The 21,083-nt window shown below is 69.6% G+C and carries 18 protein-coding genes; 7 read left to right on the top strand and 11 right to left on the bottom strand.

The features are described from left to right. Positions 1 to 11: 11 nt before the first annotated feature. The 3 genes from ACFWYW_RS41820 to gntA are packed head-to-tail and all read left to right on the top strand — an operon-like array spanning position 12 to position 4,364. Complete coding sequence (locus tag ACFWYW_RS41820) at positions 12 to 1,781, top strand: ABC transporter ATP-binding protein (RefSeq protein WP_379623318.1); 1,770 nt, start codon at positions 12 to 14, stop codon at positions 1,779 to 1,781. Continuing rightward, positions 1,781 to 3,589, top strand: coding sequence for an ABC transporter ATP-binding protein (locus tag ACFWYW_RS41815; RefSeq protein WP_379623320.1), 1,809 nt, complete (start codon positions 1,781 to 1,783; stop codon positions 3,587 to 3,589). The genes ACFWYW_RS41820 and ACFWYW_RS41815 overlap by 1 nt, the downstream gene beginning before the upstream one ends. A 22-nt stretch (positions 3,590 to 3,611) precedes the next feature. Next, a complete protein-coding gene (gene gntA, locus ACFWYW_RS41810; protein WP_379623404.1) occupies positions 3,612 to 4,364 on the top strand; it encodes a guanitoxin biosynthesis heme-dependent pre-guanitoxin N-hydroxylase GntA in 753 nt (250 codons plus the stop codon). Here gntA and ACFWYW_RS41805 read toward each other — a convergent pair. The 6 genes from ACFWYW_RS41805 to ACFWYW_RS41780 are packed head-to-tail and all read right to left on the bottom strand — an operon-like array spanning position 4,261 to position 11,126. Then, the gene (locus ACFWYW_RS41805; RefSeq protein WP_379623322.1) at positions 4,261 to 5,145 is read right to left on the bottom strand and encodes an inositol monophosphatase family protein; all 885 of its coding nucleotides are present in this window, start codon (positions 5,143 to 5,145) and stop codon (positions 4,261 to 4,263) included. The two genes, gntA and ACFWYW_RS41805, sit on opposite strands and share 104 nt — an antisense overlap. Next, the gene (locus ACFWYW_RS41800; RefSeq protein ID WP_379623324.1) at positions 5,145 to 6,644 is read right to left on the bottom strand and encodes a hypothetical protein; all 1,500 of its coding nucleotides are present in this window, start codon (positions 6,642 to 6,644) and stop codon (positions 5,145 to 5,147) included. Before ACFWYW_RS41800 ends, ACFWYW_RS41805 begins: the two co-directional genes overlap by 1 nt. Beyond that, on the bottom strand, positions 6,625 to 7,923 hold the full coding sequence (locus tag ACFWYW_RS41795; protein WP_379623326.1) for a condensation domain-containing protein: 1,299 nt from the start codon (positions 7,921 to 7,923) through the stop codon (positions 6,625 to 6,627). The genes ACFWYW_RS41800 and ACFWYW_RS41795 overlap by 20 nt, the downstream gene beginning before the upstream one ends. 20 nt (positions 7,924 to 7,943) lie before the next feature. Next, entirely contained in the window at positions 7,944 to 8,843 is a 900-nt protein-coding gene (locus ACFWYW_RS41790; RefSeq protein WP_379623328.1) for a phosphotransferase, read from the bottom strand. 8 nt (positions 8,844 to 8,851) lie between these two features. Further along, complete coding sequence (locus ACFWYW_RS41785; protein ID WP_379623330.1) at positions 8,852 to 10,132, bottom strand: DegT/DnrJ/EryC1/StrS family aminotransferase; 1,281 nt, start codon at positions 10,130 to 10,132, stop codon at positions 8,852 to 8,854. A 28-nt stretch (positions 10,133 to 10,160) separates the two neighbouring features. Next, positions 10,161 to 11,126, bottom strand: coding sequence for a zinc-binding dehydrogenase (locus ACFWYW_RS41780; protein WP_379623332.1), 966 nt, complete (start codon positions 11,124 to 11,126; stop codon positions 10,161 to 10,163). Between the two features lie 194 nt (positions 11,127 to 11,320). Here ACFWYW_RS41780 and ACFWYW_RS41775 point away from each other — a divergent pair, with 194 nt between their 5' ends. Further along, positions 11,321 to 12,508, top strand: coding sequence for an aminoglycoside phosphotransferase family protein (locus ACFWYW_RS41775; RefSeq protein ID WP_379623334.1), 1,188 nt, complete (start codon positions 11,321 to 11,323; stop codon positions 12,506 to 12,508). A 22-nt stretch (positions 12,509 to 12,530) separates the two neighbouring features. Here ACFWYW_RS41775 and ACFWYW_RS41770 read toward each other — a convergent pair whose 3' ends face one another. Next, positions 12,531 to 13,361: an SDR family NAD(P)-dependent oxidoreductase gene (locus tag ACFWYW_RS41770; protein ID WP_379641251.1), complete on the bottom strand. Its 831-nt coding sequence runs from the start codon at positions 13,359 to 13,361 to the stop codon at positions 12,531 to 12,533. A 66-nt stretch (positions 13,362 to 13,427) separates the two neighbouring features. Between ACFWYW_RS41770 and ACFWYW_RS41765 the strand changes: the two genes are divergently transcribed. Beyond that, positions 13,428 to 14,195: a TIM barrel protein gene (locus ACFWYW_RS41765; RefSeq protein ID WP_379623338.1), complete on the top strand. Its 768-nt coding sequence runs from the start codon at positions 13,428 to 13,430 to the stop codon at positions 14,193 to 14,195. Here ACFWYW_RS41765 and ACFWYW_RS41760 read toward each other — a convergent pair. Genes ACFWYW_RS41760 through ACFWYW_RS41745 form a run of 4 tightly spaced genes read right to left on the bottom strand, consistent with a single transcriptional unit; the run spans position 14,186 to position 18,236 of the window. Then, positions 14,186 to 15,226 carry a hypothetical protein gene (locus ACFWYW_RS41760; RefSeq protein WP_379623340.1) on the bottom strand — a complete coding sequence of 347 codons (1,041 nt, stop codon included), beginning with the start codon at positions 15,224 to 15,226 and terminating at the stop codon, positions 14,186 to 14,188. The genes ACFWYW_RS41765 and ACFWYW_RS41760 overlap by 10 nt on opposite strands. Before the next feature lie 27 nt (positions 15,227 to 15,253). Then, positions 15,254 to 16,390 (bottom strand): iron-containing alcohol dehydrogenase, encoded by a 1,137-nt coding sequence (locus ACFWYW_RS41755; protein WP_379623342.1) that lies wholly within the window; start codon positions 16,388 to 16,390, stop codon positions 15,254 to 15,256. A gap of 43 nt (positions 16,391 to 16,433) precedes the next feature. After that, positions 16,434 to 17,180 carry a thioesterase II family protein gene (locus ACFWYW_RS41750; protein WP_379623344.1) on the bottom strand — a complete coding sequence of 249 codons (747 nt, stop codon included), beginning with the start codon at positions 17,178 to 17,180 and terminating at the stop codon, positions 16,434 to 16,436. Positions 17,181 to 17,222: 42 nt separating this feature from the next. Beyond that, the gene (locus ACFWYW_RS41745) at positions 17,223 to 18,236 is read right to left on the bottom strand and encodes a winged helix-turn-helix transcriptional regulator (RefSeq protein WP_379623346.1); all 1,014 of its coding nucleotides are present in this window, start codon (positions 18,234 to 18,236) and stop codon (positions 17,223 to 17,225) included. Positions 18,237 to 18,656: 420 nt separating this feature from the next. Here ACFWYW_RS41745 and ACFWYW_RS41740 point away from each other — a divergent pair, with 420 nt between their 5' ends. Then, a complete protein-coding gene (locus ACFWYW_RS41740; protein WP_379623348.1) occupies positions 18,657 to 19,790 on the top strand; it encodes an ATP-grasp domain-containing protein in 1,134 nt (377 codons plus the stop codon). Between the two features lie 61 nt (positions 19,791 to 19,851). Next, positions 19,852 to 21,069 carry a fatty acid desaturase gene (locus tag ACFWYW_RS41735; RefSeq protein ID WP_379623350.1) on the top strand — a complete coding sequence of 406 codons (1,218 nt, stop codon included), beginning with the start codon at positions 19,852 to 19,854 and terminating at the stop codon, positions 21,067 to 21,069. Positions 21,070 to 21,083: the final 14 nt, after the last annotated feature.

Genomic DNA, 21,083 nt, shown 5'->3' with positions numbered 1-21,083 from the left:
TGGTGGCACTTATGGCTGTCCTGGTGGTGGAGGCCCTTACCCCCGCTGTGACCGCGCTCGTGCTGGCCCATCTGGTCGACACGCTGATCGCGACCGGCGGCTCAGGGGGCATCGCCGCGGCGGTGTTCCCCGGGCTGCTCGCCTTTTCGGGCGTCCTGCTGCTGGGGGCCGTCGGAGAAGCGATGGACGGCCCGCTCAGGGCCGGGATCACCGCACGGATCGACGGCGAGCACAGAAGGGACGTCGCTCACCTCGTCTCCGGCAGCCGGTATCTAGCGCCGCTTGAGAACCCCACCGTGCAGCGGCTGGTCAGGGAGGTCACCCTGGATCCCGCACGGGGATACGACACGACCCCGGCCGAGGGCGCGATCGCACAGCTGCGCTGGCTGGCCAGCCTCCTCGGCGTCGCCGCCTCCTGTGCCGTGCTGGCCTGGTACGCGTGGTGGCTGGTGCCCCTGGTACTCCTGCCGGCCCTCCTGAACTGGCACATCTGCAACCGCCAGGCCACCGAGATGGCCGCCCTGTGGCGGGGCGCGATCAAGGGGGAGCTGCACGCGGACGTCTGGCGGCAGGCGGCCGTCTCCGCGGGTGAGGGCAAGGACATCCGCATCTTCGGATTCGCGGCGTGGATGATCGACCGCATGCAGCACCACATCGTGAGCGCCAACGAGGCGTTCTGGGACTACGTGGCACGCATCATGCGCGGTCAGTGGCGGCAGTTCGGGCTGGTCGCGGTGGGCCTTGTCCCGGCGTACGCGGCCGTCACGGTGAGCGCGGCGCAGGGCTCCACGCCGATAGGCGTCCTGGCGGCCGTGCTGACCGCCGGCTGGTCGGTCTTCCAGGTACTGGGCCGGAGCATGGAGCAGTACAAGATGGCCTCGGCGGCCCGTGTGCTGGAAGCCACGGACCGGTTACGTCACGAACTCGCGGTCACCGTCCCGCAGGGCGATCCCGGGCCCCGCGAAGACCTCAGCGAACGGCCTCCCCCGCTGGTGCGGTTTCAGGGCGTCTCCTTCACCTACCCGGGCACCAGCCGTTCCGTGCTGCGGGAGCTGGACCTCGAGATCCGCCCGGGGGAACTGCTGGCCATCGTCGGCCTCAACGGCGCCGGCAAATCCACGCTGATCAAGCTGCTGTCCGGGCTCTACGCGCCGACCGGCGGCCGCGTCACCGCTGACGGGCGGGACATCGAAGAGATCGACCCCCGCCTGTGGCGATCACGGCTTTCTGTGGTCTTCCAGGACTTCGTGCGCTACCACCTCAGCGTCAGCGACAACATCGCGCTGGGGCACGCCACTTCGGAACCCGACCAGGACGACCTGAACGCCGCGGCGCGGGACGCGGGCCTGACCGCGGTGCTGGAGAGATTGAGCGGCGGATGGGAGACGCCGCTCGCCCGCGTCCGCGAAGGCGGAGTCGATCTCTCCGGCGGCCAATGGCAACAGGTCGTCCTCGCGCGAGCGCTGTACGCCGTGCGCCGTGGGGCCCGGCTGCTCATCCTCGACGAGCCCACCGCCCACCTGGACGTGCGTACCGAGTTCGACGTCTTCGACCGCCTGGCCAAGCACCGGGGTGAGACGAGCGTCGTACTGATCTCCCACCGGTTGTCCACGGTGCGCATGGCCGACCGCATCGTCATGCTCGACGGCGGGCGCATTACCGAGTCCGGCACTCACGACGACCTGATGGCGCTGGGCGGCTCGTACGCGGAGATGTTCGCCATCCAGGCCGAGCGCTTCAACCGCGGCTACGACGAGCGCATCGAGGAAGGGGAGCTGTGATGAGGCGCTATCTCGCACTGTGGCTGGAGCTCTTCCTCGTCTCCTGGCGAGGGGCGCGTGGACTCACCGCCGGCTCACTGCTGGTGGTGGCGGGCACGACGGTGATGACCGCGGCGGCGGCGCTGACGTTGCGCGCCACCGTCGACGCGGCGGCGGCCGGATACCTGCAGGCCGCCGTCATCGGCAGCGTCGGAGCGGCGCTCGCGTACGGCCTCACCATGGTTCTGCAGGACGTGGCGGGTACGCTGACCAACACCACCGCGGACCAGGTCGGGCGGCTCCACCTGCACCCCCGCATCCACGAGGACATCGCCACCATCGAGGGCCTCGATCACCTTGAGCGCAGCGACTTCCTGGACCGGGTCACGGTTGTTCGGGGCGCGTCGGGCAAGCTGCTCGGCCTCTTCTGGAAAGCGATCATGGCGGCCGGGGGAATCCTGCGGATCGTCATCGTGATGCTGATTCTCGGTGTGCTGAGTCCCCTGCTGCTCCTGCTCATCGTCTTCGCCGCCGTCCCCGTCTGGTGCAATCAGCGCGGGCAGCGCCTGCTGAAGCGGGCCGACATCGCCACCGCGGAGATCGACCGGCTGCAGCAGCACCTGTTCGATCTGGCGACCAACGCCGCCAGTAACAAGGAACTGCGTGTCTCCGGAGCGGCGGAGACGGTGGTCCGCCGGCAGAGCGCGGCCTGGGATCAGATGATGCGCGAACGCCAGCGCGCCCAGTGGGCGGCATCGGCCTGGAAGCTGGTGGGGTCCGTCGCCTTCGCCGCCGCCTTCATCGCCGGGCTCGCGCTCATGGTCCAGCGCGCCGGTCAGGGGCAGGGCACCGCCGGAGACCTGGTGCTCGTGATCGTCACCGCGGCGAGCCTGCGGCAGGCCATGCAGGCGGCGGTGTCCAATACGGCGGACACGACCGGCGCCGCGCGGGTCGTCGAGCCTTACCTGTGGCTGCGGGAGTACGTGGCCGCCCACAAGCACGCCGACTCCGGTACGCTCCCGACGCCCGACCGGCTGACCGAGGGAATTCTGCTGGACAAGGTCAGCTACGCCTACTCCGGGACGGGCCACCCCGCGCTGGACGAGGTCAGCGTGCGCATCCCCGCCGGCAGCGTCGTCGCCATCGTGGGTGAGTACGGCTCGGGCAAGACGACCCTGGTCAAGCTGCTGGGCAAGTTCTACCCGGTCAGCTCGGGGCGGATCCTGGTCGACGGCACGGAGCTGTCCTCACTCGAGACCGCGGGCTGGCGCGCCCGGCTGAGCGCGGCGTTCCAGGACTTCGGCCGCTTCCGCACGACGTTCGCCGAGACGATCGGCCTGGGAGACCTGGCGCACCTGAACGATCCTCAGCGGATCGAGGAGGCGATCGGCTACGCCGACGCGGGGGAACTCGTCCGCCGGCTGCCCGATGGCCTCGGTACTCAGCTGGGACGCGAACTGGGCGGAGTCGACCTGTCCGAGGGACAGTGGCAGCGCACCGCCCTGGCCCGCGCGTCCATGCGCCGGAATCCGCTGCTGTTCGTGCTCGACGAGCCGACGGCCTCTCTCGACGCGCCGAGCGAGCAGTCCATCTTCGAGCGTTACATGGAGCGTGCCCGCGACCTGGCCGCGCGGACGGGAGCGATCACGATCATCGTGTCCCATCGATTCTCGACCGTCACCGGCGCAGACATGATCTTGGTGCTGGACAAGGGCCGGCTGATCGAGCACGGCACCCACGCCGAACTCATGCGGCTCGACGGCCGCTACGCGGATCTGTACGGGATCCAGGCCACGGCGTATTCCGCCAACGGCCACAAGCCCAGTTGATCGAGGGGAGTCGAAGGTGGACATGCGGCCAGAGCAGGAGCCAGGGGCCTATCACGGCTACGTGGACGGGCAACTGATGAAGATCTGCCCCCATGACACGGCCACGGACACCGACCCGTTCACGAAGCTCGCCCACGCCCAGTTCCGGGCGATGATGCTGAGCGAGGCGTACACCTGCGTCGGCGGCGCGTCCGCGGTCCGGCAGGCCCGGTACAGGTTCGGGGTCTTCCCGGAGCTGGCGTCGCCGGAGGGTGTGGGGGAGTGCGCGGCGTCCCTGCGCGCCTTCCTCGAGGAGTTTCCGGAGAAGGAGAATCCCGTCGCGGTGTTCGTCGCCGTGTTCAGGGGGCCGGTCATCGACGGCGAGGATGCCTTCGAACGGTTGCTCTGGCAACATCTGCAGGGTCTGCACGACGGCGACACGCAGCCTCCCTGGTGGGACCCGGACGATCGAGACGCATGGGACGACGAGCTCGGATTCGTCTTCTCCGGGCGTAACTTCTTCGTGGTCGGGCTGCATCCGGCCGCTTCCCGCCACTCACGGGTCTTCGCCTGGCCCACGCTGGTGTTCAACACGCTGTCGCACATGCGGCCCCTGGAACAGGCCGGTCAGTTCCAGCGGATGCAGAGCAAGATCCGCGTCCGCGACGAGCGGCTCCAGGGGTCGCCGAGCCCTACTCTGACGCTGCGGCAGGTGGCGCAGTTCTCGGGCCGCTCCGTGGGCCCGGATTGGGAGTTCCCGTTGAGGCCCCGCGAAGAACAACCGGACCCTGAGTGACGGCGCCCACCTTCCTCAGCGCGGCGGTGTGAAGGAGGCCGTTGGACGTGACCACGGCCTCCCCGTCGCTCCAGAGCCCGCCGGTGAGCGAGGTCAGCCGCCCGCCGGCCTCGCTGACGATGAGGTCGAGCGGCACGACGTCCCATACGGCGCCGCCCGCCCCGGAGGAGGCGATGTCGTAGGTGCCTTCGGCGACGAGCATGTGCGGCAGGAAGTTCCCGAACCCGCGGGACCGCGCGCAGGCGGTGATCAAACGGACCATGCCCTGCGTGTCGGGCCCGTAGTCGCGCAGGCCGCCGTAGGCGATCCGCGCCCCTTCCAGGCGGTCCACGGACGATACGGTGAGCCGCCGGCCGCTCTCGAATGCTCCCGAGCCGCTCACCGCCCACCACCTTCTGCCCAGCAGCGGTGCGCTGACGAGGCTGAACCGCGGGCGGGCACGGCGCACGTAGCAGATCATGTGGGCGTAGGCCGGGAGTCCCTCCACGAAGTTGGAGGTGCCGTCGATGGGGTCGATGACCCAAAGGGACGCCTCCTCCGCCGTGCCCCCCAGTTCCTCGCCCACGACCGCGTCCCCCGGGAAGGCTCGCCGAATCGAGGCTTCGATGGCCCGCTCGATGCGTACCTCCAGATCGAGCATGGGGGAGTGGTCGGACTTGATGGAGACCTCGTAGGCTCCTTCGCGGAACGCGCGGGCCGAGAGGGCGTCGGCCGAGTCGAGGCACCGCCACGCCAGCGCGAACCGAGCCCGCTCGGCCGTCCGGAGGCCGGCAGGCTCCATCACGCCTCCGTTCCCGCCAGGATCGCGGCCAGGCGGCGCGCGAGCGCGAGCGTGGTCAGCGAGGGGTTGGCCGCCCCCATCCGGGGAAACGTCCCGGGACCCGCCGCGTACAGGCCGTCGATCTCGGCGAACTCGTGCCGGTCGGTCAGCATGCCGCCCAGAGGAGTGCCCCCGCCTTCATGATCCTCGGTCCCGATGTATCCCGACCACGTCAGCGGATCCGCGGCCGGACGGGCGTCCAGGGATTGCGGTAGTACGGCTGCCGCGCCCGCGCTCGCCGGATCGGCGAAGGGACGGAACGCCAGGGCGGTCGGTGCGGCCCCGGCGTGACCCGCGATCTGCTCCCATACGGACTGAAGGATCTCCCGCTGCCCATCGAGCATCGTCGCGTCCTCGGCGGACAGGCAGCTGTACACGGCGACCGGCAGGCCGGCCCGTTGCTCGATCCAGGTGCCCGGCGAGGGCAACTGCTCGCCCGTGAGCTGGGCGTCAACCACGGCTCCGCCTGCCGACGGGGCCGTGACATGGACGAAGAGATTGGATCGTGCCGACGGGGCGCAGGGCGCGTAGTACGAGCCGGGTGGCAGCGTGTGCAGCAGCCTCGCCGCGCCCGCCCCTTCGAGCCGTACGAGGAAGCCCTGCACCAGATGGTCGTAGAGGGACGGAAGCCGGCGCACCGGACCTCCCCTCACGTCGCTCAGCGCGCGCAGGGCGAGCCCGGCGTTGCACACTGCGCCCGCGCTCAGCACGACGGCGCCGGCCTGAACCTCTCTCACCCCTCCGCCGCCCTCGCGTACGAGGACGCCCCTGGCCCGCCCGTCGCGGATCACGACGCGGACCACCTCCGCCCTGGCACGGACCCGCACCCCGCCGCGACCACCCCGTGGCTCGCCCGTCCGGGGATCGCGCCAGGTGTCCAGCGGGGAGTATGCGTGCCATCGACCTGGATGATCCGGATCATGACGGACGGCGAGCGGCGCCGTTTCGAGCCGGAGGTCCCTCAGCGGCGGCACCGGGTCGCCGCCGGGGAGCTCACCGCCGCACCAGGAGGCGAGCTGATCCAGTGTGCGATCGTAGAGTGACGGCCCCCCGTGCCAGGAGTCGCGGAGGTCGCTTGCGACGGTGACGGGCCACCAGGTGGGGGTCAACGCCCATGATTCCGCCGGTAGCACCACGCCGTACCAGTAGAGGGAGCGGCCTCCGACCCGGCGTCGCAGGCCAGACGTCCCCGTGAAGTGGGGCGCGTTCAGGGCAGCCCACGGGCGGACGTAGTACGGATCGGTCTCGGGAAGCAGCCACTGCCGCAAGGCCCGGTCGCCGTCGTGGACCTGGTTCACATGGCGCAGTTCGTCGCCGGGGCCCGCCTCCAGGACGAGCACGTCGTCCACCTGCCGCGCTTCGAGATGCCTGGCCACTTCGAGGCCGGCCAGGCCGCCCCCCACGATGACCACCCGGCTGTGACGTGGCAGAACGTCCTGGTCAATGAGTGAATGACGCATCCGCAACCCGCTTCAAAAGATGAAGAGTCTCGTTCACGCCGTCGATCCAGGCCTCGACCGCCTTGGCGGACACCCTGGCCGGCTGGTAGGTGAGGTGCAGCGCGAACCTGTCCGGGCCCAGCCGCCATTCGGAGTAGACAGGTCTCCAGTACGAGGAGGCCATGGGCAGGGGCACCCGGGCACTCGTGACACCCGGTAGCCGCAGCATGGTGGTGTCCAGCGTCTCCGACATCATGTTCACCTTCACGACCTCCGGCCGGCCCAGCTCGTGCAGGATCTGGTCGACGTAGGCGTCGCGGTGACGATCGGCCGCCAGCCAGTGCCGACGGACCGAGGACAGGACTTCGGGGAACGGCCGGCCCGCAGGATCGGCGAGCGGCACGAGCCGGGTGTTGAGGCAGAACCCGGCCAGATCGTGCACGGAGGGATCTTCGCGGTTGGCCGTGTCGGTGCCGGCCAGCATCCGGTCCTGGCCGGTGATCCGGGCCAGGGCGGAAGCGGTGGCACTGAGCAGAACCAGGAACGGCGAGACCCGGGCCTGCCGTGAGACCCCGCGGACCGAGTCCACCTGCTCCGCGCTCGCCTCGAAGGTCGCGGCCGCCGTGGCGAAGGGCGGCGCCCCGGGATCGCCTGGCCCCGGCCAGTCCACCTCCCGGGGAACTCCCGCGGCCGCCGCACGCCAGTAGGCGGTCACGGACTCCTTCGACTTCTCCCAGGACTCCCGCTGTTCCCGGGTGTAGTCCAGGTAGGTGATGGTCAGCTCGGGCAGGCTCGGCGCCCGCCGCTCATGGCGCGCCGCGTAGCACTCCGACAGGTCGCGCCACAGGACGGAGATCGACCAGCCGTCGTACAGCACGTGATGGATGGTCATGGCGAGCACGACCATGTCCTTCAGCACGTAGATCTCCGGCTGGTACAGCGGGTCGCCGGAGCAGAGCCGCCCGGCGTCGTAGCGGCGCGCCACCAGGTCCGTCGTGATGTCGTCCAGCGTCACACCGGTGTCCACCGGGCGGATGACGGGACGGCACGCCCCGCCGGCCGGATCTCCGGCCCGCTGCCAGTCGGCGCCGTCGCGCGTGACGAGGGTGGTGGACAGCACCGGATGACGTGCGGCGAGATCCTCCAGCGCCCCCGCGAGCGTGTCCACGTCCACGTCCCCGGTCAGCCGGAAGACGAAGGAGTTGTGGTAGCGGCGGGCGCACGCGGGGAACGCCCGGATGTTGCGCAGCATCTCCTGCTGCTGGAACGAGAGCGGGAACAGGGCCTCCGCACGACGCATGGTCGCTCCCTCGGGTGCGGTCAGGACTCGGGCAGGTACGAACACAACCGCAGCCATCGCTGCCGGTCGTCGGAGGTGTCGCCGTGCTCCGCGGTGAAGGTGATGACGTATTCGGCGATCTCCGACAGGCTCCACTGCAACGCGTAGAAGTGATGCAGCAGCGGGTCGCCCTGCGGCGGCAGGCCGAACTCGCGCGCGCAGAAGTAGCCGTCGCGCTCGGCGGGAGCACGCAGGGCGCACTGCCAGTCCGCTATGGCGAAGTCGTCACCCAGGCGGAGAACGTTGTCGCCGTTGAGGTCGCCGTGCGTGATGCTCAGGGGACGGCGCGCGGCGGTACACCGCTCACCGGTCTCGGAGATCCGTTCCCTCAGCCCCGCGATGTAGGCGCCGTTACGCCGGACCAGCTCGCGCAGACGCCGGCTGAAGGGCCCGGCGTCCCGTGACGGCTCCAGCGCCCGCGACAGGCCGGCCGACAACCGATCTTCGAACGGCAGCCGGAAGTCCTCCACCGGCAGGTCCGTGGCGACGTCGCAGGTGTGGACCTTGCTCATCAGCTCCCAGATGCGGTTGAGCTCGCGTGGGGTGAGGGAGCCGGCTCCGCCGATCGGCTCCACCGGCAGGTACGGGTAGACGGCGACGGGAAAGCCCTGCACGGTACGCAGGACTCGCCCGTCTCGTCCGGCCAGCGGCGCGAGGACGAAGTCGAGTCCCGCGCCGCGCAGTGCGTACGCCGTCTCGTAGGACTGCGGAAGGTGGCCCAGGAAGTCGCGGCGCACGCTGATCCACAGGCTGCCGCAGCGATAGGCCCAGCTGTCAGTGCCCAACGGCTGGAAACGCAGCTCCGTTCCGGCCCCTTCGTAGGCCGGGCGGACCGTCCGCAGCAGGAGGTCCTCGTCCAGTCTGCTGTTGCGTGCCAGCATGGTGCGGGTCAGACCGGAACCTGCGAGACGAGGGTCCGCACCTTGCTGAAGGCCGCCGCGACGGCTTCCATGCTCCCCTCCCCGCCGAGCAGGAACGGGTGATGCATGGTCAGCACCTCCTCGTGTGCCCGGGTGGCCTCCGGCAGCTTGTAGCCCGCCGGGTCGATCCGCCGCTCGTGATCGGCGCTGATGCTGTAGCGGCGCTTGGTGTGCGGCTGATAGAGCGGATTGGCGTTCAGCGCGGGGTAGCAAGGCTGAACGGGGTATCCGAGCTCGGCCCTCAGCGCGCGGCAGATGGCGCGCAGGGGCTTGCCGCCGAACTCGCGAAGATCCAGGCGGATCGCATAGTGGTAGTAGGTCGGCATGGTGACCGAGGCCGCCGGCCGTACCGGGCGGACTCCGGGGATCTTCTCCAGCAGGCGGGTGAGAAGCTCCGCGTTGGCGGCGCGGTCCTGATGCTCCTGGTCGAGCACGGCGAGCTGGTCGAGCAGGAGCGCGGCGCCGAACTCGGACAGGCAGTAGTTGTTGCCCATCACGCTGGAGTTCTCCACCAGCTCCATGTCCCGCGGCAGGAGGGATCCCGTGGCCAGCCTGCGTCCGTCGGCGCGCAGCTGGAACAGGCGATCCGCCAGCCAGGCGTCATCCGTGATCGTCGCGCCGCCCTCTCCGGCCGTCAGCAGCTTCGTCTGCTGCATGCTGAACGTGCCGATGGCGCCCATCGTCCCCGCCCGGCGGCCGTTCCACCGCGCGCCGTGCGCCTGCGCGCAGTCTTCGATCACCGGAAGCCCGTGCCGCCGGCCGATGTCGAGGATGCGATCCATGTCGGCCATCGAGCAGTACAAGTGGACGACGGAGATGGCCCTGGTACGCGGTGTGATGGCCGCCTCGAGGGCGTCAGGGTCGATGCAGAGTGTCTCGGGGTCGACGTCGACGAGCACGGGGACCGCGTTCACGTTCAGCACCGACGACGCGGAGGCCACCCACGTCAGCCCCGGGATCAGCACGTCGTCGTCGGCGCCCACCTCCAGTGCTTCCAGGGCGATGGTGAGGGCGCTGGTGCCGTTCGCCGTCGGCACGCAGTGACCGATCTCGTTGTAGGCGGCGAAGCGTTCGGCGAACCGCTGCTCGTTGGTGCGATGGCCTTTCCATTCGCCCGACAGCGCCCAGCGTCCCGATTCCAGCGCGAGGGTCAGGAGCGTGCCCGCGTCGGCCTGCGGACGCGGCCACTGCGGCCAGGCGAGGTCGGTCACCGGCCGGCCGCCCATGAGTGCGAGAGTGCCTGTCATCATTCCTCCTTGTCACCGCGGCGATCGCCGGTCAGCCCATGTGGAAGACAGATCGCACGTTGCCGTCCGTCCTGTTGAGCGCCACGTCCAGCGCCGCCTTGTGGTCGGCGAGGGCGAACTCGTGCGTCAGCATGAAGTCGACGTCGACCGCCTTGCCGGTGAGCATCCGGATCGCGTCGTCGAACCGTCCTCCGGGGCCGAGGACACCGCGGACGGTCAGCGCCTTGATGGTGGCGACGTGCGGAGCCATGAGCCCCTTCTCCTCCACCCGGTAGCCCACCAGGCAGACCCGCCCACCGGGACGGACGATCTCCATCGCCTCCTGGACCGCCGCGGGATAGCCGGAGGCTTCGAGCACCACGTCCGGCCGGAGCCGCTCGTTCCCGTCGATCAGTGCGGTCAGCTCACCCGCCGCACCGCTGGACACGGCGTGTGAGCCGCGCGCCTGAGCCACGGCACGGCGTTCGCGGACGGGCTCCGACACCACCGTCACCTCCGCGCCGCGCTGCTGGGCGGCGGTCATGAGCATGAGACCGATACCGCCCGCGCCGGTGATGGCGACGCGCTCTCCCGCCTGAAGGCCGATGGCGTCGATGGCGTGCAGAGCCACGGCGAGCGGTTCGACCTGACTGCCGAGCCGCAGCGGGAGCGCGCCGGGAAGGGCGAACAGGTTTCGCACCGGGCTGATCATGTAGTCGGCGCAGGCGCCGTCGCGGGTGAACCCGAGCTCCTGGAGGTCCTCGCACAGCACCGGGTCGTCGTTCACGCACGCCTTGCACGCCCCGCAACTGCAGGTGAGGTCGCCCGTGACGTTCTTGCCCACGAGGCCCGCGTCACCGGAGTCACCGACGGCGACGACGGTGCCGCTCCACTCGTGGCCGGGGACCACGGGGTACTGGAATCCGTGCCACACGCCGCGGAAAAGCGAAAGATCGCTTCCGCAGAGAGAATTGTAGGCCACCTTCACGAGCGCCTCGCCGGCCTTCGCGGTCGGCACTTCTCGATTTTCCAGATGCGCTTGTCCGGGGGCGGAGAAAACCAGGGCTTCCATGTGCTCGGTCCTTTCCGTCGGGCTAAGGAATGTCGAACCTAATAAGGCGGAATTGGAGAGTCAAGCGCGTGTGCAACATGTTTGGGAGTTCGAGAGAACACGCCTTGACGAGGCCGGATCACGACATTTTCATACGACCCATGGAAAGCATTGAACTTGCGATTCTCGACGCCGGGGGAACAGGCCTTCTGGAGCTCGACGGAGCCCGGCCGTCGATCGCGGTCGAGAAGGGGATCGGCGCCGGCCCGCGCGAGATAACGGAGGCGATGCGCCGGCAACTGGGCATCACCGGCATGATCCTCAGGGTCGCCGGGCCGAACACCGTCGAGGTCGAGTACACCGGGACCGACGGCAGGCCGCCGTCCGGGTCGCTGACCTGGCGGCGGGCCGATCCCGAGCAGGCCGGCGCGCCGCGGATGTGGTGGCAGCGGCCGGGCGCCGTGAACGAGGTACTCGCCGCCGTCGACGCCGCGCTCGCCGCGCGGGGCATCGAGCGCATCGGCCCACCGGCGCAGATGCGGAACATCAGCGTCACGAGCCTGCTGCGTGTACCGACGGACCGGGGCCCGCTCTGGCTCAAGATGGCGCCGCCGCTGTTCGCCCATGAAGCAGGGGTCATCGACTGGGTCGCGGGAACGGGCACGGTGGCGGTGCCCCGGGTGGTGGCCAGGGGGGCGCGGTGGTGGCTGGCCGAGGCCTTCCCGGAGGAGCGGACGCCGGCGTCCGGCGATCCGCTGCTCGCCATGGCCACGGTGCAGCAGGCCTCGGTGGACCGCACCGGTGAACTGATCGCCCGCGGGTGTCCCGACCGGCCGCTTCGCCGGCTGGCCGGCGATGTCGCGGACCTCGCGGCGCGGCGGGATCTCGTCACGGCCGAGGAGCGCCGCCGGCTCATGGGAGTGCTGCCCCGCTTCGCCGGAATCGTCGCCGACGTCGACGCGCTGGGCTTCCCTCAGGTCATCGTCCACGCCGACCTGCACCCCGGCAACGTGCTGTGGACGGGCGAGACCTGGTTCCTGTTCGACTGGACGGACTCGTGCGTGACGCATCCGATGGTCGAGCTGGCGATGCCCCTCAGCTACGACACGAGCGCGTGCTCCGCGCGACGGGCCGCCCGGTACGCCGACCGCTGGCGCGGCTGGGTGCCGGACCAGGCCATCGCCACCGCATTGCAGGCGGCGCCCGCGGTCGGTGCCGGTCACCTGGCGGTCAGCTACGGCCACATCCTGCGGGCCGTCGGCCACCATGACGGGAGCACGCAGAGCAGCCGTGACCTGCTGCCCTGGTTCAGGCGCTGGATCGACGCGCTCTGCGTGGCCGTCGGATGAGGCGAGGCGCGGAGGTGGCCGATCAGTCGGCCACCTTCGCGACCAGGTCCTCGCTGACGTCCCACAACCAGGCGGCGAGGTCCCGGTCCTGCGCAGCGGAGGAGGTGCGGGCCGGTCCACGCTCCGCGTAGTAGGCGGCGCGCGGGGCCCCGCCCTCGGCACCGGTGGCCAGCCACACCAGCACGTCCGCTCCCTTCTCCGGGCGGGCCAGGAGGAAACGCTCGAAGGGCTTGACCAGCCGCACGAAGGGCGATTCCCGGTTGAGGTCTGTGCGGATCGACCCGGGGTGCGCGCTCGATGCGGGCAGTCCGGTACGCCGCGTCAGCTCCGTGGTGAAAAGGATGTTGGCCAGCTTGGAGTTCGCGTAGGCCAGGCGCCCGCTCCAGCGCCGGGTCAGCTGGATGTCGTCGCGGTCGATGGCGGCGGCCGTATGGGTGGACGACGAAGTGGTGATGACCCGGCCCGCGTTCTCGCCCAGCAGCCCGGCGAGGAGATTCGTGAGCAGGAAGGGCGCGAGATGGTTGACGGCGAACGTCAGCTCGTGGCCCTCGGCGGACTCCTGCCGTCTGCTCGGCTGAACGCCCGCGTTGTTGACCAGGACGTCCAGTTCCCGATGGTGTTCCAGCACGATGTCGGCGAGCTTTTCCACGTCGTCGAGACGGGACAGGTCGGCGTGCACGGGATCGGGCACCCGCAGGCCGGATGGCGCCACTCGCGTCATTCTCCGGTGTACCGATTCCAGCTTTTCAGGAGAGCGCCCAGTGGCCAGTACCCGATGGCCTTGGCGGGTTAATTCAACCGCCGCGGCGGCTCCGATTCCAGAGCTCGCCCCGGTTATGAGCACGTAACTCATTCTGTTGCCTCTCTGTTCGGCTCTTCTCATAATCTAAGCAACATCCACCCGTTGAGGGAGAAAGAAATGACGTATCGCCAAAGCTTCGCCTGGTGGTCCTTCACCGAAAAGGGAGAAGATCTCTCACTGCTCGAATCGGCGGCGGAAATCGGCTATCGAGGAGTGGACTTCCTGCCGGCCGAGCACTGGTCCAGGGCCCGCGACGCGGGCCTCGACCTCACGATCATCGACGGGCACGTCTCGCTGGAGGTCGGCTTCAACGATCGGGACAACCACGCCGCTCTCGCGGACGAGGTCCGGGCGAACCTGGCGCTGGCGGTGGAGGCCGGCGTCCCCTTCCTCGCGGTCAACGCCGGAAACCGCCACGTGCGCTCCGACGCCGAAGGAGCTGCCGTCTGCGCGGAAGGGCTGGCGCCACTCGCCGCCGAAGCGGCGGCGGCGAACGTGACGCTTCTGCTGGAACCGCTGAACAGCAAGGTCGATCATGTGGGCAACCAGTGCGACCACACCTCGTGGGCGGCGTCGATCGTCGACGAGGTCGCTTCGCCGGGGCTCGCGCTGCTGTACGACGTCTACCACATGCAGGTGATGGAGGGAGATCTCCTGCGCACCATCGACCGGTACCTCGATCGGATCCTCCACATCCACACGGCCGGCGTGCCGGGCCGCCACGATCTCGACGACCAGCAGGAGATCAACTGGCCGGCCGTCGCGCGCTTGCTCCACGAGCGCGGTTTCGCCGGGTACGTCGCCCACGAGTTCATCCCTCGGGCCGACCCGGTGGCCGCGCTCCGGCACGCCTACGGGGTATTCGACCGGGACGGTCACGTGTAGCTCGCCAGCGAACCGGTCCTTCGGACATCGAGCGTGACGCAGTGGAAGCCGCCGCCCAGCGTCCGCGCATGTGTCAGCCGGAGTGGCAGGACATCGATCCCGTGCCGCTCGAGGAACCGGATCAGACCGGGCTGGCGGTCGTCCACGACGGCCAGCCCGGGGCGGACGACGAGGAGATTCATGCCGATCCACGTCGAGGCCCGCGGATGCGCGCCGGCATGGCCGGTGTCCACGAGGTCCGGACACCGGAGCTGCTCCCAGCCCTTCAGGAACGCCGGCATGTTGGCGTCGTTGACCCGCGCCGGATTCACGAGCAGACGGCCCGGTGACAGGGCGACGAGTGTGGAGTCGACATGCGTCGAGGCGTACAGGCCGCGGCAGGGATGCACCGTATAGGTCTCGCCGAGGGCGGACTGGAGCCAGCGCGCGCCCAGTTCGTTGCCGCTGTCGGACACCAGGTAGAGGAGGTCCGTGCCGAACCGCAGGACGTTCGCCGCGTCGAAGGCCGGCTCCACCTCGCGTAGCCGTCCGCCGGGAGCCGCACTCAGGTCGTACATGTCGTCGAGCAGGCGCGGACGCGGCGCGGCGATCCACCGCGCCCCCGCGGTGAAGTACTCCATGAACAGGTTCTTGTAGGCGAGCGACTCGAAGATCCGCGCGCGCAGGACCATCGGCGTTTCGATGAGGGTCGTGCCCACGGCCAGCAGGCCGTCGCGCGGGCAGTAGTCGTAGAAACCCTCCGTGGACCAGTCGGGCGTGCTGATCCGGGCCGACAGGTCACGTGGTTCCGGCCTGCGCACGGTGACGCCCAGCCCGGACAGGGCCTCGGCCAGCGCGTCCAGCTCCGCTTCCGTCTGCTCGACGATCTCTCGCGCGTACGGGCCGTGCGGTATGTCGTCCGGGGACTCCAGCGTCGAGAACTCCACCGCGTGCAGGCTGACGTCGGGAGCGGGCACGCGTGCCCCCCGCATCGTCCCGACGATGATCTCCTCAAGCGGGTCCCACTCGTTGTGCACGTTGACCAGGCTCATGACGGACCTCCTCGTGTGGTGGACGGGTCAGGCGGATAGGCGAGTGGTCTCGGACGACCACAGGGCCTCGATGGCCCGGTCGACGACGGATCGGGGCACGGCGACCAGCGGCCGGCCTCCGGACCGGACGGGCCGGCCGATGGATTCCAGCAGCACCATGGCGACCTCGTCGTCCCCGAGCGGCAGGTATCCCCGCTTGTTGTCGGTGATCAGCAGCTCTTTCACCGCCTCCGGCCGTACGGCGCGCAACCGGTCCCTGCCGAAGGCCAGAACATCGATGAGCCGGTGATGCGTCCGCACGGCGTCGTCGGACAGGCCGTGTGTCTCGCGGGCGATGTCGGCCGCGGCCAGCATGCCCCAGGCGACCGCCTCGCCGTGCGAGATGGCTCCGCCGGAGGCGAACTCGACGGCGTGGCCGACGGTGTGTCCGTACTCGAAGAGGATCGCCTCGTTCCGTTCCCGGGAGTCGATCGCCAGAAGAGGCGTTTTGGCCTCGACCCCGATGCGCAGCAGCGTGCTCAGGGCGCGATCGGGCGACTCCCGTCGCTGGACCACGGCCGCCAGGAAATCGCCGGCGTCGTGAGGCACGGCGGCGAGTACGTTCTTGGCCATCTCGGCCAGCCCCGTGAGCATCTGATCGTCCGGGACCGTCTCGAGCCAGGCCAGGTCACACGCGATGAGGGACGGGATGAGGTAGGCGCCGAAGAGGTTCTTGCCGCGCCGGAGGTTCACGGCCTGCTTCTCCGAGATGACCGCGTCGAACGCGGCGACCGGCGTCGTGGGCAGGTGCACCAGGGGCAGCCCGCGAAACAGCAGCGCGGCGACCAGGCCGGCCATGTTGCCGAGTACGCCGCCGCCCATCGCGACCACGACCGAGTTCCGGCCGACGCCCTGGTCGATGAGCTGGTCGACGATGCGCTCGACCGCGGCGAGAGACTTGTTCTGCTCGCTCGCCGCGACCATCACCGGCACGATTCTCAGCTCATGCCGGATGTTCTCGATCAGCTTCTCCGCGTGGCTCCATACGGCGGAGTCGATGATCATGGCGACGTGGCCGTACCCTCCGAGCTCTCGCGCCAGGAGCTCACTGATCTCCGCGTTGCAGTCGAATCCCGAATAGTAGGGGACGACATTCCGCCCGAATGTCACCTCGTCCACATGCATCTGTGTCTCCCATCGGTGTAGGTGCCTGCGCCGGCCACGGACATCAGCGCGGTGCGGCGAGGAGGTCGTCGAGCTCCATGTCCAGAAGCCGGGCGAGCTGGGTCGCCGAGCTCGCGCGGGCGACCAGCCTCACCCCGCCTCGCGTGGCCTTCGTCCAGGCCAGCAGGCTCGCTTCCGTCCGTGCGTCCAGGTGGTCACGGGTGAAGGCCATGATCGGGAATCGCGGTAGTTCCCGCGCCTGCCATCGGTATGTCTCCGCGACCGCGAGGTCCGCGCGCACCACGGGCCCGAAGAAGGCGAACATGGCGTCGTCGGCGGCGACCTCGGAGGACAGGATGCCCTCCTCGACCAGAGCCGCGCGGAACCGGTCCTCGGGCAGGCTCGACAGCGCCGACGGCGCGTCCCCCGCGCATGGGGCGTGCTGGCCGATCACGGCCACGGCCTCGGGCGGCCCGCTCTCCCGCCGTTCCAGCGATCGACCCAGTTCGTAGGCGATCAGTCCGCCGGAGCAGTCGCCGACCAGGACGAACGGCAGTCCGTGTCCGCGCGCGTGCCGGGCGAGTTTCTCGCCATAGGCGCCGATCACCTCGGTCATGGTGCGCAAGGGGGGTTCCGAGAACCGGCTCTCCCGCCCCGGCAGACGCAAGGAGAAGACGGCGAGCCGATCCGGAAGCTCCCCTGCCAGTTCGCGATGGGCCGCGGCGCCCGCGCCCGCCGCGGGAACGGTGTAGACGACGGCCCGGGTACGCCCGTTCGGCGGGCGGTGTTCCAGCATCCAGCGTTCAAGCACGGACGATCTCCCTAGATTCGAGTGCGCCGGCCCTTGGCCGCGTCACGTCCTGCGGGACTCCATGTCCAGGGCGAACTGGTGCCAGTCCCTTGACCGGGCGTGGGCCAACTCGACGATGGCCTCGCACCACCGGGCCGGAATGTTCCTCACGAGCCAGGCGCGCTGCTCGTCCGTCACGTGTGAGCCGAACCAGCGCAGCAGCAGCCTGCCCGCGCTGGACATGCGCAGTGACGGGTCGCGAACGAGGGCGCGCATCGTCAAACCATGATCCTTCGGCCGTTTGACCAGATGCGTGCCCCGGGCGGTGGCGTCGGCCGCATCCGTCTGACATGGGCGGGCCGGGGCGGCCGGTCCCTGGCCGTGTTGCCGTCGCTGCCGAGGCGGGACCGGGTCTTCGTTGCGCACCAGGCGCTGGCGCACGTCGCGGACCGTGCCGGGGGAGATGCCGGTCTGCCGGGCGATCTCGCGCAGCGATGCCGTCGGCTTCTCCCTGATGAGGATGCTCGCGAGGCGCCGGCCTTCGGCGCTGTTGAGTGGCCGGGCCTTGCCGTCCCGGCCGATGCGCGTGTGCAACTGCGCATCATCCTCAGTTGCCGATCTCCTCCGGATGGCGGCCACCGTCTTGGAGGACAGGCCGCTCACCGACGCGACCGCGCGGTCCGACCACTCCGGGTGCGATCGGATGATGCGTGAGGCGGCGGCGGAGCGATCGGAAAGCGTGAGCGGCAGGCCGTGGCGCACGTTGGCCTGGACGGCCAGGACGAACGCGTCCTGCTCGCTGCCGTCGAAGAAGATGACGTCGATGAATCCGCGCTTCTGCATGAGCGCCGCCCGCACACGGTGGATTCCGTCGATTACTTTCATGGTGGGCCGGTGCACGATGATGGGAGGCAGGCCGCCTTCCATTTGGGCGAGCATGCTGATGTGCGCTAAATTCTCGCCGGTCAGCCTGGGTGTTTCCGTGGTAATGAGGTCCGCTATTGGGACCGTCTCCAGAATGGATTCCCTGGACATTTCCATGACCTGCGTCGTTGTCATGGTAGCCAATTCGCTCACGGCGCGTCCTTTCTGCCGACGTCACAGGCGTGCTCTCGCACCTCCGGCCGGAGATCGCAGTCGTGTACCTTCCGTTTCACCTGCCCTCAGCTTTGCCGGGTCGTGGGCAGGTGGCCAGGTGGCGGCCGGACAGCAAGTTGCAGGGCGGTGTCCTCTTCATGCCAAGGCCCGGGCCGCCGAATGGCGTTGATTGTTCGATGTTGACTCCCGGCCGGAGCATCACATAAACAGCTCTATGCGGCAGGAGGAGGCGTTACCGCCCTCCACTCTTTCGGTTTCACGATTCGGGAGACGGAATTGAAACGTGTCGTGGTGGTATATGACGTGGGAGCGGCTTCTCCGCTGGAGATAAGCATGTCGCTCGCCGGGATCGCGGAGCCGCTCTTCGTGTGTCCGGAACCCGGCAGGAATCAGCGGGCCATGGAGGTCATTTCGCGGGTCGGGCTCTTCTGCGACGTGGTCGGCAGGCCGTACGACGAGGTGGCCGGGCTGCTGGCGGCGTACGCTCCCGACGGCATCGTGACCTACAGCGAGTTCCAGCTGGAGTGGACGGCGCACGTGGCCGCCGGGCTCGGGCTGCCCTTCCACGATCCGCGTGTGGTGCGCGACCTGACCAGAAAGCACGACCAGCGAATGATCCTGAACGCCGCCGGCGTGAGTTCCACCAGGACATTCCTCGTCAACGACATGGGTTCGGCCCGGGCGGCGGCGGCAGGTGTCACCTTCCCGTGCGTCCTCAAGCCCAATGTGGGGGCCGGAGCACGGGACACCTACCTGATCGAGGACGCCGGCGAGCTGCTCGACGTCGCCGCCGGGCTGCTCGCCCGCCCGGCCCGCGGGGACGCGGAAGCGTACGTCGTGGAAGAGCGCATGACCGGCTGTTCCGTGGGGTGGCCGTGGGGTGACTACGTCTCCGTCGAGTCGATCGTCTCGTCGGGCGCTGTCACACACCTCGGCATCACCGGCAAGTTCGCCCTCGCGCCGCCGTACCGGGAAAGAGGGGGGTACCTGCCGGCGCGGCTGGACGGATGGGATCCCGCGGCCATCGAGGACGTCGCCGGCCGTGCCATCGCCGCCCTGGGGGTCAGGACGGGCATATGCCACACCGAGCTGAAGATGTCGCCGGACGGGCCCGCCGTCATCGAGATGAACGGGCGCCTCGGCGGGAACATCTATGACCTCTTCCTCCGCGGCCGTGGCCTCAACCTCGTGGCGGTGGGCGCCCGGATCGCCCTCGGCGAGGATGTGGACGTGCCGGCTCCTCCGTCCGGCGGCGTGGTCTTCCACTACTACGGCACCTCGCCGATGCGGGTGAGTCAGGTGACCCGGGTCGACGGAGTCGCCGAGGCGCGCGCACTCCCCGGCGTCACCCGGCTGACCATGCAGGCCGAGCCGGGCGCCGTCGCGGACTGGCGGCACGGCGTGCGGGGCAAGATGTACGCCTGCTGCGGCCAGGTGGACACCCACGAGGAGCTGGCCCGGCTCATCGACCAGGTCGAGCGGACCGTGGACATCGGCTACGCGCCGGAGCCGGTCTCCGCCGTGCCTGGATGAGCCGGCGCCACTCCGAACGGTCCCCGCGTGCGTACGAACCGGCGGCAGAGGAGCAGAACGTATGCCGGACAACGGCTTGAGCCTCCGCGAGACACATCGGGAGGATCCGAGGGAGGCGTTACGCCAGCTGCCCGGAGCGCTGCAACTCCCTCTCACCTTCCTCACCGGGAAAGCCCTCAAGGGGCAGAGCGGGCCGCGCATGACCCCCACGTTCCACCTGCTCGCCGCGATGACGTCCCTCGGGACGGGCGTCGCTCTCGCGGCGCTCAGCCTGGCGGCGGCGAGATGGTGGTCCCTTCCCGGGCTCCTGGCCGGATGGGCGGTCACCCTGCACGGCCTGCGCAACCTGCGGATGATGATGTTCCACCAGTGCGCCCACCGCAACATGTGGGGGCGCAGACGTCCCGACCGGCTGCTCGGGCGCGTGCTGGGCGGCCTGCTGCTGGTACAGGGATTCGACGCCTACAGCCGCGAGCACGTCGTGGACCACCACGCCGGGCATCACATGACGCTGCGCGACCCCACGGTGCAGGCGTTCCTGCTCACGCTGGAACTCCGGCCCGGCATGTCACGGGGGCACATGTGGCGCGTCCTGCTGCGCAAGCTGTTCTCCGTCGCCTACCACGCGAGGTTCCTCGGCGCCCGGCTGCACGCCTACTGGTCCACGACCGGCTCCGCGGCCAGGGTGCTGACCGTGCTCTGCTACGGGGCGCTGGCCATCTTTCTGACATGGGCGGGCCTCTGGGGCGCCTTCCTCGTGTGCTGGGTGGTGCCGCTCACCGTGCTGTTCCAGATCAGCAACACGCTACGGCTCTGCGTCAAGCACACGTTCCCGCCCCCGGACGCCGATCCCGGTGTGCGCAAGGGCAGGGAACATTTCGCCTCGCTCACCAACGCCATCTTCCTGTGCCACCCACCGCCGAAGCCGGGCCTGCGGGGAGCGCGCCGATGGGCGGCGTGGACGATGTGGTGGGCCGAACTCGCCGTGGTCCAGTTCCCCAGCCGGTATCTCGTGCTGACCGGTGACACGGTCTGCCACGACTTTCACCATCGCCACCCCCGGTCGAAGGAGTGGGCGGACTACGTCTTCGCCCGGCAGCGAGACGTCGACGACGGGCATCCGGGATGGCCGCCCTACCAGGAGGCGTGGGGACTCGTCCCCGCGATCAACCGGGTGTTCGACTCCCTGTCGGGCGCCGACCCCTTCGTCTACGACGTGAGTCGGATCCGGCACACCTCGGCCGGGCGGCGCGCGGTCTTCCTCGCCTTCGACGACTGACCAAGTTCAGGAGA

Origin of the sequence: Nonomuraea sp. NPDC059023 (genome assembly GCF_042740095.1) — a bacterium.
Taxonomy (GTDB): Bacteria; Actinomycetota; Actinomycetes; order Streptosporangiales; family Streptosporangiaceae; genus Nonomuraea.
This window is presented reverse-complemented; position numbering and strand designations above follow the sequence as displayed.

Coding starts and splice junctions, on each gene's coding strand:
- ACFWYW_RS41800 (WP_379623324.1), bottom strand. CDS start 6,644: ATGCGTCATTCACTCATTGACCAGGACGTTCTGCCACGTCACAGCCGG.
- ACFWYW_RS41785 (WP_379623330.1), bottom strand. CDS start 10,132: ATGATGACAGGCACTCTCGCACTCATGGGCGGCCGGCCGGTGACCGAC.
- ACFWYW_RS41765 (WP_379623338.1), top strand. CDS start 13,428: ATGACGTATCGCCAAAGCTTCGCCTGGTGGTCCTTCACCGAAAAGGGA.
- ACFWYW_RS41770 (WP_379641251.1), bottom strand. CDS start 13,361: ATGAGTTACGTGCTCATAACCGGGGCGAGCTCTGGAATCGGAGCCGCC.
- ACFWYW_RS41760 (WP_379623340.1), bottom strand. CDS start 15,226: ATGAGCCTGGTCAACGTGCACAACGAGTGGGACCCGCTTGAGGAGATC.
- ACFWYW_RS41755 (WP_379623342.1), bottom strand. CDS start 16,390: ATGCATGTGGACGAGGTGACATTCGGGCGGAATGTCGTCCCCTACTAT.
- ACFWYW_RS41740 (WP_379623348.1), top strand. CDS start 18,657: ATGGAGGTCATTTCGCGGGTCGGGCTCTTCTGCGACGTGGTCGGCAGG.
- gntA (WP_379623404.1), top strand. CDS start 3,612: ATGCGGCCAGAGCAGGAGCCAGGGGCCTATCACGGCTACGTGGACGGG.
- ACFWYW_RS41815 (WP_379623320.1), top strand. CDS start 1,781: ATGAGGCGCTATCTCGCACTGTGGCTGGAGCTCTTCCTCGTCTCCTGG.
- ACFWYW_RS41790 (WP_379623328.1), bottom strand. CDS start 8,843: ATGCTGGCACGCAACAGCAGACTGGACGAGGACCTCCTGCTGCGGACG.
- ACFWYW_RS41735 (WP_379623350.1), top strand. CDS start 19,852: ATGCCGGACAACGGCTTGAGCCTCCGCGAGACACATCGGGAGGATCCG.
- ACFWYW_RS41775 (WP_379623334.1), top strand. CDS start 11,321: ATGGAAAGCATTGAACTTGCGATTCTCGACGCCGGGGGAACAGGCCTT.
- ACFWYW_RS41795 (WP_379623326.1), bottom strand. CDS start 7,923: ATGCGTCGTGCGGAGGCCCTGTTCCCGCTCTCGTTCCAGCAGCAGGAG.
- ACFWYW_RS41805 (WP_379623322.1), bottom strand. CDS start 5,145: ATGGAGCCTGCCGGCCTCCGGACGGCCGAGCGGGCTCGGTTCGCGCTG.
- ACFWYW_RS41820 (WP_379623318.1), top strand. CDS start 12: ATGGCTGTCCTGGTGGTGGAGGCCCTTACCCCCGCTGTGACCGCGCTC.